We start from the raw sequence: 16,524 nt of genomic DNA, 5'->3' as shown, positions 1-16,524 counted from the left end.
TTGGTGGTTCTCCTAGGCGCCGGCGGCCGGGTGCCGTCTGCTGGCCGGCTGTTTCCTGGCAGCCTGGCCCTTCGCAACCCAGACGAGTACGAAGCCGCCGACAAAGCACAGGATGGCGGTGTAGTTGATGATGAACCGCAGGAAGCCGACTGCCGGAGGAATGACAGGAAACAGCAGGCTCAGCGGAATGGCGATTGCGCCGATGGACATCAGCAGGGCGCTGATCCGGAGCTGCGCCGGAAGCGTGCTCCCCACGGCCCGCAGCAGGCCGGGGAGGATTGCCACGCAGACGTAAGCCGGGTACGCCCGGCCCGCGGCGCCGTAGAACTCCACCAGTGCGGCGTTGCGCGGGTCCTTCGCGCTGACCGCTGCCATGCCCGCCGATGATCCCTCAGTGTCCATAAGGGCAAACAGGATCACCAGCGCGACGGAGATCAGCCCCAGGACTAAGGCACCAGTGCGGCCCCGGATGAGGTTCAGGCCGGTGTTGTCCCCAAACCCCCTGGCAATCCGGATGCCCAGGAAGTAGATGGCTGCGAAGATGATGAAGCGCAGCAGGAGGTTGGCCACATTGATGCCGCCAAGGAGGCCGTCAATGGTGGCATAAGGCCCCTTGATGCTCAGGAGAATGGCCAGTGTCAACAAAGCGAAAATGTAAAACAGGGACCTGTTCTTCTTCTGGCGGAAACTCGGAATACGCCATATGGCGGCAGCGGCGCAGGCAGCAAGGGTTGTCCACTGCAGGATCTCGATCATCCCAGGTTCTCCCAGATTTTTTCGGTTTGTTCTTGGTCTTGTTCCTGCCGGCGCAGGGTTTTGCCGAGCGCCTGGAGCCTTTCGCCCGCGAGCGCCGTGAGCGTGCCGTCTGAAAGCCTGTCCAAAGCGGCCCTGCGGGCGCCGGGCGGCCAGCCGGCTTCGGCTTCCGTAATCAGCCCGGAGGCCACCAGGCCACCGGTAAGCCCGACGCCGGCAGCCCGTGACGTGGCGATCGCCACCTCGGGGGCAAGCCGGTTCGCGGTCAGCTGGGCGGAGTAATTCTGCGGCGCAATTCCGGTGGCGGCGGACACGCGGTGCCGGAGCTCGCCGTCGTCGATGGCGTCAACCCAGTTCTTCACGGAGGTGGCATGCGGTGTGGGGTCAAGTTCCCATTTCTCCGCCGCGCGGCGGGCGCCTGCTTCCGGTGCGCCGCCTTCGCTGTCTGCGGCGCCGTCAGCCCCCGGCACGGTGCGGGCGATGACCTCCCGCAGCAGGTCCACGGTGGCGATCTGGCTCACCAGCTCCTCCTGCCGTGGCGGGATGGGCGGGCCGGCGAGGTCGCGGTACGTGTCGAAGAAGGCGAGGGAGGCAACCGGGTCGACGTTGAATGCCCGGCTGATGCTGACAACGGTTGCTTCCGCCACCTTGCCCCGGACGAGCTGCTGCGCCAGGGTGGTTCTCTTCACGTTCGACAGCCTGCAGACGTCAGCCATGCTGGTGTCGGGGGCAATGCCGTGCAGCCAGCGTTGGAACGCTTTGGCGGGGAGTGGCATGTAACGCTCTCTGCTGACTAATTGATTGGCATGATCTTTGCTGCCGGTATTTTCGATTTTACGTGGGCGGCAGCTTCCACTATGCTAGTTTCTCGAACCCGCTGGTCCGTACACCCCCCAAGTCCGGACCAGCGGGTTCTTTCATGCCCGCCGGAATTTCCGGGCCGGGCCGGTATCTCCGGACCCGCCCAGGCAGCGGTGAGAGGATGGACTAATGACGGCAACCCTTGTTGCAAAGGACCTGGCGGGCGGTCATGATCACCGCACCCTCTTCTCTAAACTTTCCCTGACGGTAGCGCCCGGCGATGTGGTCGGCGTCGTCGGCGCCAACGGAGCAGGCAAGTCCACGCTGCTCCGGCTGCTTGCCGGGGTCGACCTGCCGCTGGAAGGCGGAGTCAGCCTGGCTCCGGCCGACGCTTTTGTGGGCTGGCTCCCGCAGGAGCACGAGCGGGTCTCCGGGGAGACGGTGGGCGGCTACATAGCCCGCCGTACCGGCTGCGCCGCCGCCACCGCTGAGATGGAGGCCGCCGCTGACGCCCTGGGCGGGGGAGCGCCCGGCGCCGACGATGCGTACGCCGTGGCTTTTGACCGCTGGATGGCATCAGGGGCTGCTGACTTGGATGAGCGGATTCCCCCTGTCCTTGCCGATCTGGGACTGGACGTCGGAGCGGACGCGGAAATGACCGGTCTCTCGGGCGGGCAGGCCGCCAGGGCGGCGCTCGCAGCCCTGCTGCTCAGCCGGTTCGACATCGTGCTGCTTGATGAGCCGACGAATGACCTTGACCTGGACGGCCTCGCCAGGCTGGAGGCGTTTGTGCAGGGGCTGCGGGGCGGCGCCGTGCTGGTCTCGCACGACCGCGAGTTCCTGGCCCGCTGCGTGACCAGGATCGTTGAGCTGGACCTCGCCCAGAACGCTGTGGCAGTTTACGACGGCGGATACGAGGCGTTCCTGGAGGAGCGCGCCGTCGCCCGCCGGCATGCCCGCGAACGGTATGAGGAGTTTGCCTCCACGAAAGCGGACCTGGTGTCCCGTGCAAGGACGCAGCGCGAGTGGAGCTCCCAGGGTGTCCGGAATGCGATGAAGAAGAACCCGGACAACGACAAGATCCGGCGTGCGGCGAGCACCGAATCATCGGAAAAGCAGGCGCAGAAGGTCCGCCAAATGGAATCACGCATTGCCCGCCTCGATGTTGTGGAGGAGCCCCGGAAGGAATGGCAGCTGCAGTTCAGCATCGGCCAGGCACCGCGTTCCAGTTCCGTGGTGGCCACCCTCCGTGACGCCGTGGCCCGTCAGGGCAGTTTCACGCTCGGACCGGTCAACCTGCAGCTCAACGCCGCCGAACGGATCGGCATCACCGGCCCCAACGGTGCGGGCAAATCAACCCTGCTTCGCCTGCTGCTCGGGATCCAGGAGCCGGATTCCGGCAGCGCCTCCAGGGGCGCGTCCGTCGCCGTCGGCGAGATCGATCAGGCGCGCGGGCTGCTGGCCGGGCACCTGACCCTGGCAGCCGCCGTCGAAAGAGTGCTGGCAGACCAGACGCCGGCGGAGGTGCGGACGCTGCTGGCCAAGTTCGGCCTGAAAGCGGACCACACCTCGCGGACCGTGGATTCGCTCTCGCCCGGTGAGCGCACGCGTGCAGCCCTGGCGCTGCTGCAGGCTCGGGGCGTCAACCTGCTGGTCCTGGATGAGCCCACCAACCACCTGGACCTGCCGGCGATCGAACAGTTGGAGCAGGCGCTCGAGAGCTACGAGGGCGCGCTGCTGCTGGTCACCCACGACCGCCGCCTGCTGGACAATGTCCGGCTGGACGCGCGCTGGAATGTGGAGGACGGCGTGGTCACTGAAGTTATGACAGGCACAAAGTCATGAGGCGCAACATCATGACCGGCAGTATGGAGCAGAAAAAATGAGCATGGATGGCGTCGCCTGGCGCTCGCTGTACAACATCACCCGGGCCAAGAGCGGTTCCAAGCCATTTTCGAAGGAGACCCTGAAACGCGTCATGGGGTTTGCCCGCCCGCATCGGGGCAGACTCGTCGCCTTCGTTCTCGTCTCTGTTGCCATGGCCTTCCTGGCCGTTGCGACGCCGGTTCTCGCCGGCCAGGTGGTGGATGCCATCGTGGCGGCGGCCGGCGCTGACGTGGTGTTCCGCCTTGCGGCGCTCATCGCCGGCGTGGCCGTGGCAGAAGCCGCGCTCGGCATGGTGAGCCGGTGGCTGTCTGCGACCATCGGGGAGGGCGTCATCCTCGACCTCCGCACCCGGGTGTTCGATCATGTGCAGAAAATGCCGATTGCCTTCTTCACGAGGACTCGGACAGGTGCCCTCGTCAGCAGGCTGAACAACGACGTCATCGGCGCCCAGTCGGCCTTCGCCGGGACACTGTCCGGGGTGGTGAGCAACGTTGTGGCGCTCATCCTTACGCTCATCGTCATGCTCAACACGTCCTGGCTGGTCACCGTGCTGGCCATGCTCCTGCTGCCCATCTTCCTCATCCCAGCCCGCCGGATGGGTTCGAAACTGGCGGACCTCCGGCGCGAAGCCGCTGAGCACAACGCGGCCATGGGCACCCAGATGACGGAGCGCTTCTCGGCCCCGGGCGCCACGCTCGTGAAGCTCTTTGGGCGCCCGGCAGAGGAATCACGTGAGTTTGCCGTGCGTGCCGGCCGCGTCCGCGACATCGGCGTGCGGACCGCGATGCTGCAGTTCACCTTCGTCACGGCCCTGACGCTCGTCTCGGCCCTGGCCCTGGCCCTCGTGTACGGGCTGGGCGGCTGGCTCGCCGTTGAGGGCCAGCTCGCGGCCGGCGACGTCGTTGTGCTGGCGCTGCTGCTGACCCGCCTCTACGCGCCGCTCACGGCGCTGTCCAACGCCCGGGTGGAGATTATGAGCGCCCTGGTGAGCTTTGAGCGCGTCTTCGAGATCCTTGACCTCAAGCCGCTCATTCAGGAGAAGCCCGACGCCGTGGAGGTTCCGCCGGGACCGGTGGCCGTAGAGTTTGACGACGTCCGGTTCGCCTACCCCTCTGCCGATAAAGTCTCCCTGGCCTCGCTGGAGGAGGTCGCCACCCTGGACACCCGCGGCGGCGAAGAGGTGCTGCACGGCATCAGCTTCCGGGTGGAGCCGGGCCAGACCGTGGCCCTCGTCGGCTCGTCCGGCGCCGGCAAGTCCACGATCGCCCAGCTGCTCTCGCGGCTTTACGACGTCGATTCCGGCGCCGTCCGCCTCGGCGGCCAGGGCCCCAAGGCAGGGCTGGACGTCCGGGACCTCACCTTCGATTCCATGCGCGCCACCCTGGGCATGGTCACGCAGGACGGGCACCTGTTCCACGAATCCATCGCCTCCAACCTGCGCCTGGCCCGCCCGGAGGCCACCGAGCAGGACATGTGGGACGTGCTGCGCCAGGCGCGGCTCGAGTACATGGTCCGGTCCCTGCCGGACGGCCTGGACACCGTGGTGGGGGAGCGCGGCTACCGGCTCTCCGGCGGTGAGCGCCAGCGCCTCACCATCGCCCGGCTGCTGATCGCCCAGCCGCGGGTGGTCATCCTGGACGAGGCCACCGCGGCTCTGGACTCCACCAACGAAGCCGCCGTGCAGGCGGCGCTGGGTGCGGCGCTCGAGGGGAGGACCGCCGTCGTGATTGCGCACAGGCTCTCCACGATCCGGGCGGCGGACGTGATCATGGTGGTGGAGGACGGCACCATCGTGGAACGCGGAGCCCATGCCGAGCTCCTTGCCGCCGACGGCCGCTACGCCGAGCTGTACCGGACGCAGTTCGCCGAGGCAACGGCCGTGGCCGAGGACGCCGTCCCGGAACTCTGACCGAAGAGGCCGCCCCAGCCGTTTCCGGTTTCGGTACGCGGACTCAGGGTCTTTCCTGCCTTGTTGCTTACCGGAGCCGGGATGCCGCGAGCGCCGGCAAGATGTGGTCCGTCAGGAGTGGCGCCAGGTCATCGGGCAGCTCGGCAGACAGATCCAGCCACCGGATTTCCGCGATCTCAGCAGAGGGATGGGCTTCCCAGACGCCGGGCGCCGTGAAGACCGTTGCCTCGATTTCGGTGGCGGCCTCGTTGGCCGCCTGCGCCAGCCACACGCCCATCAGTTCCAGCTCGCGCGGGTCCACGACGATGCCCACTTCCTCCTGCAGTTCCCTGGCAGCAGCCTGCAGCGCCGATTCGCCGGGCTCGGGCTTGCCGCCGGGGTGCATGAACCTGTCGGTGCCGCGCTTGCGGACAGTCAGGAGCCGGCCGGCGGCGTCATAGACGCACACGGCGGAGACGATGATGCGGGGATTCACCCTACGAGCCTAGCTTGCCGCCGCCTACTGACGGCTGTCTGGCGCCGGCCCCGGGCGGGCGCTGGCCGAGGGCTGGCGCCGCAGCACGGATTCCAGCAGCAGGTCCTTGCGGGGGCCGGTGACATCCCAGACGTAGCTGAACCGGTCAGGACCCAGCAGGGTGTAGGTGACCCGGTAGGTGTCGGGGTCGCACCAGTGCCGGTCCTGGCTCGCGTCCGGTGTGAAGCTCATCCGGTGGAAGGGCCGGCCGTCGGGGAAGGTCATGTCCAGGGCGTCGGGGGAGGCGGTCGGCACGAGCAGGTACTCCCGCGTGGCGGGTCCGGTGAACGTTTCGCCGTTCTCAGCAGGCCAGCGGACGGTGCCTTCCTCGCGGAAGCGCAGCCCGCCGTCGTCGTTCCCGGAGAAGATTACGACGCCGGTAAAGGTGCCGCGGGTGCCCGCTGACCGGTCGAAGAGCGTCCGTGCCACGGACCAGTGCCCCTCGGAGGAGGCGTCCGGTGGTACGGCGCCCAGGAGATAAGCGCGGAGCCCGGAATAAGGCTGCAGATTCAAGTGCCCTCGATTGGAATCGAACCAACGACACCGGCTTTAGGAGAGCCGTGCTCTATCCACTGAGCTACGAGGGCGGGCGTCCCGGCGTTCCGGCTGGACCGGCCCGTTCGGACACGCTTACAAGCATACAAGGTGACAGCGCGTACTACGCTCATTGGCATGGCCGCAGCACCTTCCGCACCCTCCGTCCGGGGAACCTTCCTTCCCGATACCGCCACCACCCGCCAGTACATCGGCGCCTGGGCCGTGCTGAGCGTAGTGCAGTATTTCGTCGCCGAGGCCGCCGTGATCGAAGCGTGGGCCGGGCCCGAACCGTACGACCGGCGGATTGGGTTAATCAGCGACCTCGGCGCCGTCAACTGCGGGATCTTCGACGGCAGGAACGTCTGTTCGCCCCTCCACGGCCTGATGAACGCTTCGTTCGTGGTGCAGGGACTGGGCATGCTCTTGGGCGCCCTGCTGCTGAGTTCGGCACTGCTGAGGATCGCGGCCCGTCCGGGGGTGCGGGTCGCCGTGACGCACACCGGCGAGGTGCCGTGGTTTGCGGCGGTGGGTGCCCGCCTGCTGACCGGAACCGCCGGTACCGGAACCGTGATTGTGGGTCTTGTGCCGGAGGACGTGGGATCGGGCTGGCACTACGCCGGCGCCGTGATGTTCTTCGCCGCCGGGTCCCTCGCGCTGCTGCTGCTGGGCGGGCTCTGGCTCAAACAGACCCCGGCGGGCTGGTTCATCCTCTCCTGCGGCATTGTGTCCTTCGGCGCCCTGGTGACCGGGGGTGTGACCGGCCTCAAGGTGCCGGAGCCCGGGACGCTGGAGCGGCTGATGGGCTACCCGATCACCATTGGACTGGCGGCGGCCGGCCTGGTGATCGCCCAGCGCGTCCACCACGAGCGCGCCGTCCGTAAAGCCCACGGCGCACGGACGGCTTAGCCTGCCGTGGCCTGCGGAGCCTGCTTCGGGGACCGGCGGCCGAGCAGGACGGCGGCGCCGCCCGCAACCAGGCTCAGCACCAGCAGGACCCAGCCCACCACAGTGAGAGTGGACGCCAGCGCGACCTGTCCTGGCTGGAGGGTAGGAGCGGACATCATGGCGTCGATGGCCACGTTGCCCCAGAGCCGGGCCACCACGAACAGCAGCGGCAGGGACCACAGGGCCCAGCGCAGCGGCTTCGCGGCCACGTTGGAGCCGATCAGGAGAAGCCACGTGAAGCCGAAGATCAGCGGAAAGAGGGTGCCGGCGGTCTTGTGCAGGTAGTTGAGCTGGCCCAGCGCATCGCCCGTCAGGACCCGTCGCAGTTGCTCCACGAAGCCCTGGTCGAAGCCGCCGACCAGGGAATCGGGCATCGGCAGGCCGCCTGAAAGCTGGGTGAGCTGGTTCAGCGTCAGCAGGTGCAGGTACCAGAAAAGGAAGAGGCTGGCGACGACGCCCGCAATCACAATCAGGTTGCTGTTGCTCTGGGCCTTCCGCGGCGAGCGGGTGGTGGTGGGGTTGATCACCGGCGGCAAATGGTGCTCCGGGACCACCGCCTTCGCTCCGTGCTTTTTGATCCGCTGTGCAGGTGTCTTGGCCATGCGTCCATTATCGCCCGCCGGCCTGCTGTGCAGTGTCTGCTGCCGCCGATAGGCTGGGGACCGTGACGGAACTCGGCAGACACAAACTCGGTAAACACAGCGCATCCAATCTGAGCCCCTCCCTCGATGACTTCGAGCTGGCCGCCGCGCTGGTGCGCGAGGCAGGAATGCTGGCCCTGATGATGCGGCAGGGCGGGCTGGATGCCCAGCGCAAGACTTCGGTTTCCGACATCGTCACCGCAGCCGACCATGCCGCGGAGGCCTATGTGCAGCAGCAGCTGCAGAACTGCCGGCCCGATGACGGCGTCCTGGGTGAGGAAGGCGCTGCCGTCCACGGCAGCAGCGGCCGCACCTGGGTCATCGACCCCGTGGACGGCACCTACAACTTCATGCAGGGTTCCACCTACTGGTGCTCAGCGATTGCCCTCAAGGACGAAACCGGCGTTCTGCTCGGAGCCATCTACCAGCCGGAAGAGGACAAACTGTGGCTCGGCGGGACAGGACGCCCGGCCACCCTCAACGGTGACCCCGTCACCACCTTCAGCGCAGACGGCGCCCCCCGCGGCGCGCTTCCCCTCTGGGACCTCGGCGCCGCCACCTACATCCATCCCCGCTGGCTGGCAGACCCGATGTGCGCCATGCCGTGGCACGCCGCCGCCACCTCCGCGGCCACGCTCCGCATGCTGGGATCAGGCTCCTGCGACCTGGGACGCGTCGCCGACGGCGAGATCGGCTGCTGGTTCCAGCACAGCTGTCCCGAGTGGGACTGGCTTCCCGGGAAGGCAATCGTGCTCGCAGCGGGCGGTGCCGTCGGCACCGTGTATGTAAACGGCCTGGAGTGGTTCATGGCAGGGGGCGCGACGGCGGTACACCAGCTGAGGGCGGCCCTCGAGTCCGGATCTGTGGACTAGGTTCTCAGCCGCCGGGTTCTGGTTCTACGTGGCGGTGGTTATCCACAGGCGCGGAGCCGGGTGTCAGTCCCACCGCCTAGACTTGTAGTCACCATGGACATGTTGTTTGACCCGTATGCTGACGGACCCTTCAAAGCAGGCACGCGCTCGGCCGCGCTCACCAAGTCGCGCCCCGAGCCTGGGCTGACACCGCTTGAATTCGGCGGAGCTGCGCCCGCTGCAAGGGAACCCAGCCACCAGGAACAGGGCCAGTACAGCCCGGGGCAGCAGGAACACGGCCACTACGAACAGGGCCAGGGCCGCCATGAGGCTGCCGGCGGTGCGGCAGGCGGCTGGGCCCGCCCCCACCTGCCGGACGCCGACGCCCTCCTCGAGGGGCTCAACCCGCAGCAGGAAGAGGCCGTCAAACACGCCGGCAGCGCACTGCTGATCGTGGCAGGTGCAGGTTCAGGCAAAACACGTGTCCTCAGTAACCGGATTGCGTACCTCATTGCCACCAAGCGCGCCCACCACGGCGAAATCCTTGCCATTACCTTCACCAACAAGGCCGCAGCTGAGATGCGGGAGCGGATCGAGGCGCTCGTCGGCGGCAGGGCAAAGGCCATGTGGATCTCCACGTTCCACTCCTCCTGCGTCCGTATCCTGCGCCGCGAAGCAGCCAATGTCGGGCTGAAATCCAACTTCTCGATCTACGACTCCGCTGATTCGCTCCGGCTCATCACGCTGGTAGCCAAGAACCTGGACCTGGATCCCAAGAAGTTCGCGCCCAAGGCCATCCAGCACAAGATCTCGGCGCTCAAGAACGAGCTGATCGACGCCGATGCCTTCGCGGGCGCCGCCAACCACAGTGACCCGTTCGAGAGCGCCGTGGCCGACGTCTTCAAGGGCTACACCCAGCGCCTCCGCCAGGCGAACGCCATGGACTTCGACGACCTCATAGCTGAGACCGTCTACATGTTCCGGGCCTTCCCGGCGCTCGCGGAATCCTACCGCCGCCGTTTCAGGCATGTGCTGGTGGACGAATACCAGGACACCAACCACGCCCAGTACGCCCTGGTCCGGGAAATCGTGGGGGAGGGCCAGAGCGTTGCTGAACTCACAGTGGTGGGCGATTCCGACCAGTCCATCTACGCCTTCCGCGGCGCAGATATCCGCAACATCGTCGAGTTCGAAAAAGACTATCCGGACGCTCGCACCATCAAGCTGGAACAGAACTACCGGTCCACGCAGAACATCCTGAGTGCGGCCAACTCTGTCATCTCCCGCAACCCGAACCGCCCGGAGAAGCGCCTCTGGACGGCAGAGGGCGAAGGTCACAAAATCATAGGCTACGTCGGGGAAAACGAGCACGACGAAGCGCAGTTCATCGCCAAAGAGATCGACCGGCTGCAGGACGAGGACAACCTCCGTCCCGGTGACGTCGCCATCTTCTACCGCACCAACGCCCAGTCGCGCTCCATCGAAGACGTCCTGGTCCGGGTCGGCCTGCCATACAAGGTGGTGGGCGGCACCAGGTTCTACGAGCGCAAGGAAATCAAGGACGCCCTCGCCTACCTCCGGGTGCTGGTTAATCCTGACGACGACGTCAACCTCCGCCGCGTCCTGAACGAGCCCAAGCGCGGGATCGGGGACCGCGCCGAAGGCGCAGTTGCTGCCCTGGCGGAGCGGGAACGGACGTCCTTCATGGCGGCCGCCCGGCGCGCCGACCAGGCACCCGGGATGGCCACCCGTTCGGTCAACGCCGTGCTCGGTTTCGTGAAGCTGCTCGATGACCTCGTGGAGGTCGCGGCAGGATCCGGTGCCGCGGCCGCGCTCGAGGCTGTATTGGAACAAACCGGATACCTCGCCACGCTGCGGTCCAGCACCGATCCCCAGGACGAATCCCGGGTCGAGAACCTCGCCGAACTTGTCGCCGTCGTGCGTGAGTACGAACAGGAGAACCCGGACGGTACCCTCGAAGCCTTCCTGGAACAGGTCTCGCTGGTCGCGGACGCGGACCAGATTCCGGACGCCCCCGGCGCTGACATTGATGCCGCCGTCGCCGAGGCCAAGCGCCTGGGCGTGGTCACCCTGATGACGCTTCACACGGCGAAAGGCCTCGAATTTCCCGTCGTGTTCCTCACCGGAATGGAGCACGGGCTCTTCCCGCACCAGCGCTCCGCCACGGACCCGAAGGAACTGGCCGAGGAACGCCGGCTAGCCTATGTGGGCCTGACCCGGGCCCGGAAGCGGCTGTATGTCACCCGCTCCGAGGTACGGAACATGTGGGGCCAGAGCCAATACAACCCGGCCAGCCAGTTCCTGGAGGAAATTCCGTCCGAGCTCGTGGAGTGGAAGCGCGAGGGCACCAGCAGGCAGGCAGGCAGCTGGGGAAGCGGCGCGTCCATCGGCTCGAGCCGCTACGGGGGATCCTTCTGGGGCGCAGGAACGGCCCGCGGCAACCGCGCCGACTCCTCCGCGGGCTTCAATGCTGACGTGCCGGCCGCCGTCGCGAAAAACAGGGTGCAGCCGCAAAAGGAAGTCATTGCGGTCAGCGTGGGGGACAAGGTCAACCACACGAGCTTCGGGAACGGCACCGTACTGGCCGTGGAGGGCGCCGGGGACAAGACCGTCGCGAAGGTGAAGTTCGACGTCGGTGAGAAGCGGCTGCTGCTGCGCTACGCGCCGCTGACGAAACTCGACGCCTGACGGTGGCGGTCGCCAGGCCGCTGGGGGCCGCCGGAGGTGCGGCCTTGGCCGCGCTCCTACTGGCCGGCTGTTCCGTCACGGTGAAGGACCCAGGGTACACGCCGCCGGCGCCGCTGCCTCCGCTCGAACAGCTGAAGCAGGCGGCGCTGACTGACGCCGCACCCTTCGCCGCAGCCGGTGACGTGCTGGCCTTCGTCACGGCGGACCGCAACATCGTCTGCGCCCTGACGTCTGCCCGGGGCCCGCACCTGGACCTGCCGTACGAACCGAACAACTTCAGCGACCCGGGCAACCGGAAACTGGACACGGTTCCGGTGGCCCACTGCGAACTGGCGGTGTACCCGGAGCCGAAAGAAGCCGATATTACGGACACCTGCTCGGGAACCGGCCTGGGTTACCTTGGCGGCTCGGCCCTGCTTACTCAGGGAAAGACCACGTACGGCGAGTGCCGGTCCGGAGTCAGCGCCATGGAAGCTGCCTACGGTCCGCGGGGATCTGTTCGCGGGGGGACCGGTTCCCAGGGAAAAGGTCCGCAGGAACCTGATCCGCAGGGGAACAAGGACATCGCGGAGCTTCGCGTCCTGGCTGACGGCGTAAACCTGGAACGCAACGGTCTGCGATGCTCCGCCTACGAGGGCGGGGTGGCGTGCGGGAACATTTCCGGAGGCGTGGCGTTCTTCATCAGCCGCGATCATTACGAACTCGTGCCCCCGGAGGGAAAAAACACCGTCGCCGCGCCCTCCAAGGCCCCAAAATCCCCGTAATCATGCGGTTTTTCTACGTTCCATAGAATAGTGTCCTTACTCACAGAACAGGTACTCTGGAACAGGCTCATCCCTGCAAAGGACTAGAGTTCCCAGAGGAGCATGGCGCCGCGTGGCTCGTTTCCGGACCTGCCGCAGGGCGCGCTAATTCCGCAGCCCGGTCCGCATCCTTGGGTGTAGTCCGGCTGTACAGAAACTACTTCGACGTAGAAGGACACTAAACCGTGGACCTGTTTGAATATCAGGCGCGCGATATGTTCGAGGCGCACGGTGTACCCGTGCTCGCCGGCATCGTGGCGCACACCCCTGAAGAAGCAAAGGCAGCTGCCGAGAAGATCGGCGGCGTAACTGTCGTCAAGGCACAGGTTAAGGTCGGTGGCCGCGGCAAGGCCGGCGGCGTCAAGGTCGCCAAGTCCGCCGATGAGGCGCTTGAGCACGCCACCAACATCCTGGGCATGGACATCAAGGGCCACACCGTCAACAAGGTGATGATTGCCCAGGGTGCGGACATTGCCGAGGAATACTACTTCTCCGTCCTGCTGGACCGCGCCAACCGCAACTACCTGGCCATGTGCTCTGTTGAAGGCGGCATGGAAATCGAGCAGCTCGCCGTCGAGCGCCCCGAGGCCCTGGCGAAGGTTGCAATCGACCCCGCCGTCGGCATTGATCAGGCCAAGGCCGACGAAATCGTCGCCACTGCCGGCTTCGCAGAGGAACTGCGCGGCAACGTCGCCAGCGTGATCCTCAAGCTCTGGGACGTCTTCAAGAAGGAAGACGCCACTCTCGTTGAGGTCAACCCTCTCGTCAAGACCGGTGCCGGTGACATCGTCGCCCTTGACGGCAAGGTCTCGCTCGACGAGAACGCCGAATTCCGCCACCCCAAGCATGCCCAGCTTGAGGACAAGGAATCCGCAGACCCGCTCGAGGCAAAGGCCAAGGCGCAGGACCTGAACTACGTCAAGCTGGACGGCGAAGTCGGAATCATCGGTAACGGTGCAGGCCTCGTCATGTCCACCCTGGACGTCGTCGCCTACGCCGGCGAGAACCACGGGAACGTCAAGCCCGCCAACTTCCTGGACATCGGCGGCGGAGCCTCCGCCGAGGTCATGGCCGCAGGCCTGGACGTCATCCTGGGCGACGAGCAGGTCAAGTCCGTGTTCGTCAACGTCTTCGGCGGCATCACCTCCTGTGACGCCGTGGCGAAGGGCATCGTCGGAGCACTGGCTGAACTGGGCCACACTGCCAACAAGCCGCTGGTAGTCCGCCTCGACGGCAACAACGTCGAAGAAGGCCGCCGCATCCTCGAAGAGGCTAACCACCCGCTGGTTACCCTGGCCGCCACCATGGACGAGGGCGCCGACAAGGCCGCCGAGCTCGCCAACGCCCGCTGATCGAGCCTGTCGAGATCTAGGAAAGAAAACATGTCTATTTATCTGAACAAGGACTCCAAGGTCATCGTCCAGGGCATCACGGGCGGTGAGGGCACCAAGCACACCGCCCTCATGCTCAAAGCCGGCACCAACATCGTGGGCGGCGTCAACGCCCGCAAGGCCGGCACCACCGTGCTGCACGGCGACAACGAGATCACCGTCTTCGGCACCGTCAAGGAAGCCATGGCCGAGACCGGCGCCGACGTCTCCATCGTCTTCGTTCCGCCGGCCTTCACCAAGAGCGCCGTCGTTGAAGCCATCGAGGCCGGCATCGGCCTGGTCGTTGTCATCACCGAGGGCGTCCCGGTCCAGGACTCCGCCGAATTCTGGGCGCTCGCCCAGTCCACGCTCGACGCCGACGGCAACCAAGTCACGCGCATCATCGGCCCGAACTGCCCCGGCATCATCACCCCGGGCGAAGCCCTCGTCGGCATCACCCCGGCCAACATCACGGGCAACGGCCCCATCGGACTGGTCTCCAAGTCCGGCACCCTGACCTACCAGATGATGTACGAGCTGCGTGACCTCGGCTTCTCCACCGCCATCGGCATCGGCGGCGACCCCGTCATCGGCACCACGCATATCGATGCACTGGCCGCTTTTGAGGCTGACCCCGAGACCAAGGCGATCGTCATGATCGGCGAAATCGGCGGTGACGCCGAAGAGCGCGCTGCAGACTTCATCAAGGCCAACGTCACCAAGCCGGTTGTCGGCTACGTGGCCGGCTTCACCGCGCCGGAAGGCAAGACCATGGGCCACGCTGGCGCCATCGTCTCCGGTTCTGCCGGTACCGCCCAGGCCAAGAAGGAAGCCCTCGAGGCTGCAGGCGTGAAGGTCGGCAAGACGCCGTCCGAAACCGCCAAGCTGCTGCGTGAGGTCTACGCAGCCCTCTAGCCGCACCAGTAACGCGGGGTCACTCCCGCCCATTCCGAACCTGGATTGGGCGGTGGATGGCCCCGCATTGCAGTTTAAAACTGTTGTGCCAAAACCCCTTGTTTCGCGGCAGCGCGGGGTCTATCGTGGTGATCAACCGATAGGTTGATAAACAAGCTGATTGATCAAGACGGTCGGCTACGAACAGTAACCACGAAGCCAGGGCAGTAACAGTGGACGCACCGGACGACGACGAACTCCTCAACTTGGCCTTCCTGGCCTTGTCTGATCCTGTCCGCCGTCGTCTCATCTCCCGGCTAAGCCGGGGGCCCGCCACTGTCAATGAACTGGCGGAGCCTTTCGCGATCACCAAACAGGCGGTCTCGAAGCACATCCAGGTTCTCGAGCAGGCGCAGCTGGTCACCCGCACCCGCGAAGCCCAGCGCCGGCCCGTCCACCTCAACCCCGCACGGCTTGAAGCCCTCACCGCGTGGATCGACCAGTACCGGCTGGCTCGCGAAGCGCAGTTCCGCAGCCTCGATGCCGTGCTCCGCTCCAGCGCCGCTACGGGCGGCGGCAGTCAAAGGAAAGAAAAATGAGCAACGCGCTTAAACTCACCGTTCCCGACGGAGTCCCTTTCATCGACTTTGAGCGGGAGTTCGACTTTCCCGTCGCCGATGTTTTCCGGGCCCATAGGGAGCCTGAGCTGATCACGCAATGGCTTGGGCCGCGCGGCACGTACGTGGACATCGACCACTACGACTTCCGCTCGGGCGGCACTTATTTGTACAACCACACGGGTCCCGACGGAGTGACCTATTCGTTCAACGGGATCTTTCACACGGTCCGTGAGAACGAGTTTGCCATCCAGACCTTTGAGTTCAGTGGGTATCCGGATGTTGTGAGCATTGAGTTCATGAACTTCGAGGATCTGGGCGGCGGCCGCTGCCGGATCCGGGGGCACTCCGTCTATCCGACGCAGGAGGCGCGGGACGGCATGGCCCAGTCCGGGATGGAGAGAGGTATGACCGACGGCTACGAGAGGCTCGAGGAGCTTCTCGCGAAGTAGCGGTCTGCGCAAAAAATTCTATAAACGTACGACGCCGGGCGGTCACCCTTGGGAAGGGTGGCCGCCCGGCGTCGTTCTCCAACATCCACTGGCAATGACCCTTGTCGCCCGACTTGCGGCTTTGATAGTATGACAGGACAAACTATCAAAGGAGCAACGTTGCCACTCGTTCGAATCGACGTCAATGAAGGGCGCAGCCCGGAAGAACTCCAGCAGCTCAGCAGGGGGATCCATGACGCCATCCTGGCCGAATACCGCATCCCCGAGCGCGACTACTTCCATATCGTCACCGAGCATCCGGCCGGCCAGATCTTCGCGCAGGATGCAGGGCTCGGCTTTGAGCGCACGCCGGAGGTCGTGATGATCCAGATCTTCACCCAGGGCGGCCGCAGCCAGGATGCGAAGCAGTCCCTCTTTGCCGCCGTGGCCGAAAAGCTCGGGGAACTGGGGATTGCCGGCGAGAACGTCTTCATCGGCTGCGTGGAAAACACGGCAGGCGACTGGTCCTTCGGATTCGGCCGGGCGCAGTACGTCACCGGAGAGCTCGCGGTTCCCAAGAAGTAACGGCGCATAAGGCGGACCGGCTGCTGCGAACGGCGCACGCACATCTCCGCTCGGAACGCCCCGCTCTCCCAACTAAGTAGCAGCTCAGGCCGTTCTGGGGGCCCAGAAGCGCCTCAACTGCTACTTAGTTGGGTGGGCGGTTGGAGCGCGCAAATGCAAGTTGTAAATATGTCAGTACAAACCTTTGACAGGACATTCATTCTAGGGCAAAGTAGGTGTGTGGCCCCGCTCACGGGGCCGGATACGCACCGTAGCCCCGGCTGTTCGGCTGCTTAGG

At 65.8% G+C, this 16,524-nt stretch carries 16 protein-coding genes and 1 tRNA gene; 11 read left to right on the top strand and 6 right to left on the bottom strand.

Annotation, left to right across the window (positions count from 1 at the left end; all coding sequences use genetic code 11):
- Positions 1-12: 12 nt before the first annotated feature.
- Together ACIP9X_RS13805 and ACIP9X_RS13800 are read right to left on the bottom strand one after the other, a co-directional pair.
- A complete protein-coding gene (locus tag ACIP9X_RS13805; RefSeq protein WP_400480314.1) occupies positions 13-756 on the bottom strand; it encodes a hypothetical protein in 744 nt (247 codons plus the stop codon).
- Positions 753-1,529 carry a hypothetical protein gene (locus ACIP9X_RS13800; RefSeq protein WP_400480313.1) on the bottom strand — a complete coding sequence of 259 codons (777 nt, stop codon included), beginning with the start codon at positions 1,527-1,529 and terminating at the stop codon, positions 753-755. Before ACIP9X_RS13800 ends, ACIP9X_RS13805 begins: the two co-directional genes overlap by 4 nt.
- A 214-nt stretch (positions 1,530-1,743) precedes the next feature.
- Between ACIP9X_RS13800 and ACIP9X_RS13795 the strand changes: the two genes are divergently transcribed.
- Together ACIP9X_RS13795 and ACIP9X_RS13790 are read left to right on the top strand one after the other, a co-directional pair.
- Entirely contained in the window at positions 1,744-3,399 is a 1,656-nt protein-coding gene (locus tag ACIP9X_RS13795) for an ABC-F family ATP-binding cassette domain-containing protein (protein WP_400480312.1), read from the top strand.
- 37 nt (positions 3,400-3,436) lie between these two features.
- A complete protein-coding gene (locus ACIP9X_RS13790; protein WP_400480311.1) occupies positions 3,437-5,350 on the top strand; it encodes an ABC transporter ATP-binding protein in 1,914 nt (637 codons plus the stop codon).
- Between the two features lie 67 nt (positions 5,351-5,417).
- Here the strand turns inward: ACIP9X_RS13790 and ACIP9X_RS13785 are convergent, their stop codons facing one another.
- The 3 genes from ACIP9X_RS13785 to ACIP9X_RS13775 all read right to left on the bottom strand — a co-directional run bounded on the left by ACIP9X_RS13785 (position 5,418) and on the right by ACIP9X_RS13775 (position 6,451).
- Positions 5,418-5,825: an NUDIX domain-containing protein gene (locus ACIP9X_RS13785; RefSeq protein ID WP_400480310.1), complete on the bottom strand. Its 408-nt coding sequence runs from the start codon at positions 5,823-5,825 to the stop codon at positions 5,418-5,420.
- Positions 5,826-5,849: 24 nt separating this feature from the next.
- On the bottom strand, positions 5,850-6,377 hold the full coding sequence (locus ACIP9X_RS13780; protein ID WP_400480309.1) for a DUF6314 family protein: 528 nt from the start codon (positions 6,375-6,377) through the stop codon (positions 5,850-5,852).
- A 1-nt stretch (position 6,378) separates the two neighbouring features.
- A tRNA-Arg gene (locus tag ACIP9X_RS13775) sits at positions 6,379-6,451 on the bottom strand.
- Between the two features lie 85 nt (positions 6,452-6,536).
- On the opposite strand from ACIP9X_RS13775, the gene ACIP9X_RS13770 reads away from it, so the two are divergent.
- A complete protein-coding gene (locus ACIP9X_RS13770; RefSeq protein ID WP_400480308.1) occupies positions 6,537-7,307 on the top strand; it encodes a DUF998 domain-containing protein in 771 nt (256 codons plus the stop codon).
- On the opposite strand, the gene ACIP9X_RS13765 is transcribed toward ACIP9X_RS13770, so the two are convergent.
- Positions 7,304-7,948, bottom strand: coding sequence for a hypothetical protein (locus ACIP9X_RS13765; RefSeq protein WP_400480307.1), 645 nt, complete (start codon positions 7,946-7,948; stop codon positions 7,304-7,306). The genes ACIP9X_RS13770 and ACIP9X_RS13765 overlap by 4 nt on opposite strands.
- 62 nt (positions 7,949-8,010) lie before the next feature.
- Between ACIP9X_RS13765 and ACIP9X_RS13760 the strand changes: the two genes are divergently transcribed.
- The 8 genes from ACIP9X_RS13760 (at position 8,011) to ACIP9X_RS13725 (ending at position 16,247) form a co-directional block, all read left to right on the top strand.
- Positions 8,011-8,859: an inositol monophosphatase family protein gene (locus ACIP9X_RS13760; protein WP_400480306.1), complete on the top strand. Its 849-nt coding sequence runs from the start codon at positions 8,011-8,013 to the stop codon at positions 8,857-8,859.
- A 93-nt stretch (positions 8,860-8,952) separates the two neighbouring features.
- The gene (gene pcrA, locus ACIP9X_RS13755) at positions 8,953-11,547 is read left to right on the top strand and encodes a DNA helicase PcrA (protein ID WP_400480305.1); all 2,595 of its coding nucleotides are present in this window, start codon (positions 8,953-8,955) and stop codon (positions 11,545-11,547) included.
- A gap of 44 nt (positions 11,548-11,591) precedes the next feature.
- Complete coding sequence (locus tag ACIP9X_RS13750) at positions 11,592-12,311, top strand: hypothetical protein (protein WP_400480304.1); 720 nt, start codon at positions 11,592-11,594, stop codon at positions 12,309-12,311.
- A gap of 224 nt (positions 12,312-12,535) precedes the next feature.
- Positions 12,536-13,702 carry an ADP-forming succinate--CoA ligase subunit beta gene (gene sucC / locus ACIP9X_RS13745; RefSeq protein ID WP_400480303.1) on the top strand — a complete coding sequence of 389 codons (1,167 nt, stop codon included), beginning with the start codon at positions 12,536-12,538 and terminating at the stop codon, positions 13,700-13,702.
- Between the two features lie 30 nt (positions 13,703-13,732).
- On the top strand, positions 13,733-14,635 hold the full coding sequence (gene sucD / locus ACIP9X_RS13740; protein ID WP_400480302.1) for a succinate--CoA ligase subunit alpha: 903 nt from the start codon (positions 13,733-13,735) through the stop codon (positions 14,633-14,635).
- 212 nt (positions 14,636-14,847) lie between these two features.
- Positions 14,848-15,213: an ArsR/SmtB family transcription factor gene (locus tag ACIP9X_RS13735; protein ID WP_400480301.1), complete on the top strand. Its 366-nt coding sequence runs from the start codon at positions 14,848-14,850 to the stop codon at positions 15,211-15,213.
- Complete coding sequence (locus tag ACIP9X_RS13730) at positions 15,210-15,683, top strand: SRPBCC family protein (protein WP_400480300.1); 474 nt, start codon at positions 15,210-15,212, stop codon at positions 15,681-15,683. Before ACIP9X_RS13735 ends, ACIP9X_RS13730 begins: the two co-directional genes overlap by 4 nt.
- Positions 15,684-15,842: 159 nt before the next feature.
- The gene (locus ACIP9X_RS13725) at positions 15,843-16,247 is read left to right on the top strand and encodes a tautomerase family protein (protein WP_400480299.1); all 405 of its coding nucleotides are present in this window, start codon (positions 15,843-15,845) and stop codon (positions 16,245-16,247) included.
- Positions 16,248-16,524 lie beyond the last annotated feature (277 nt).

Source organism: Arthrobacter sp. NPDC093125, assembly GCF_044754225.1.
In the GTDB taxonomy this organism is placed as follows: Bacteria; Actinomycetota; Actinomycetes; order Actinomycetales; family Micrococcaceae; genus Arthrobacter.
This window is presented reverse-complemented; position numbering and strand designations above follow the sequence as displayed.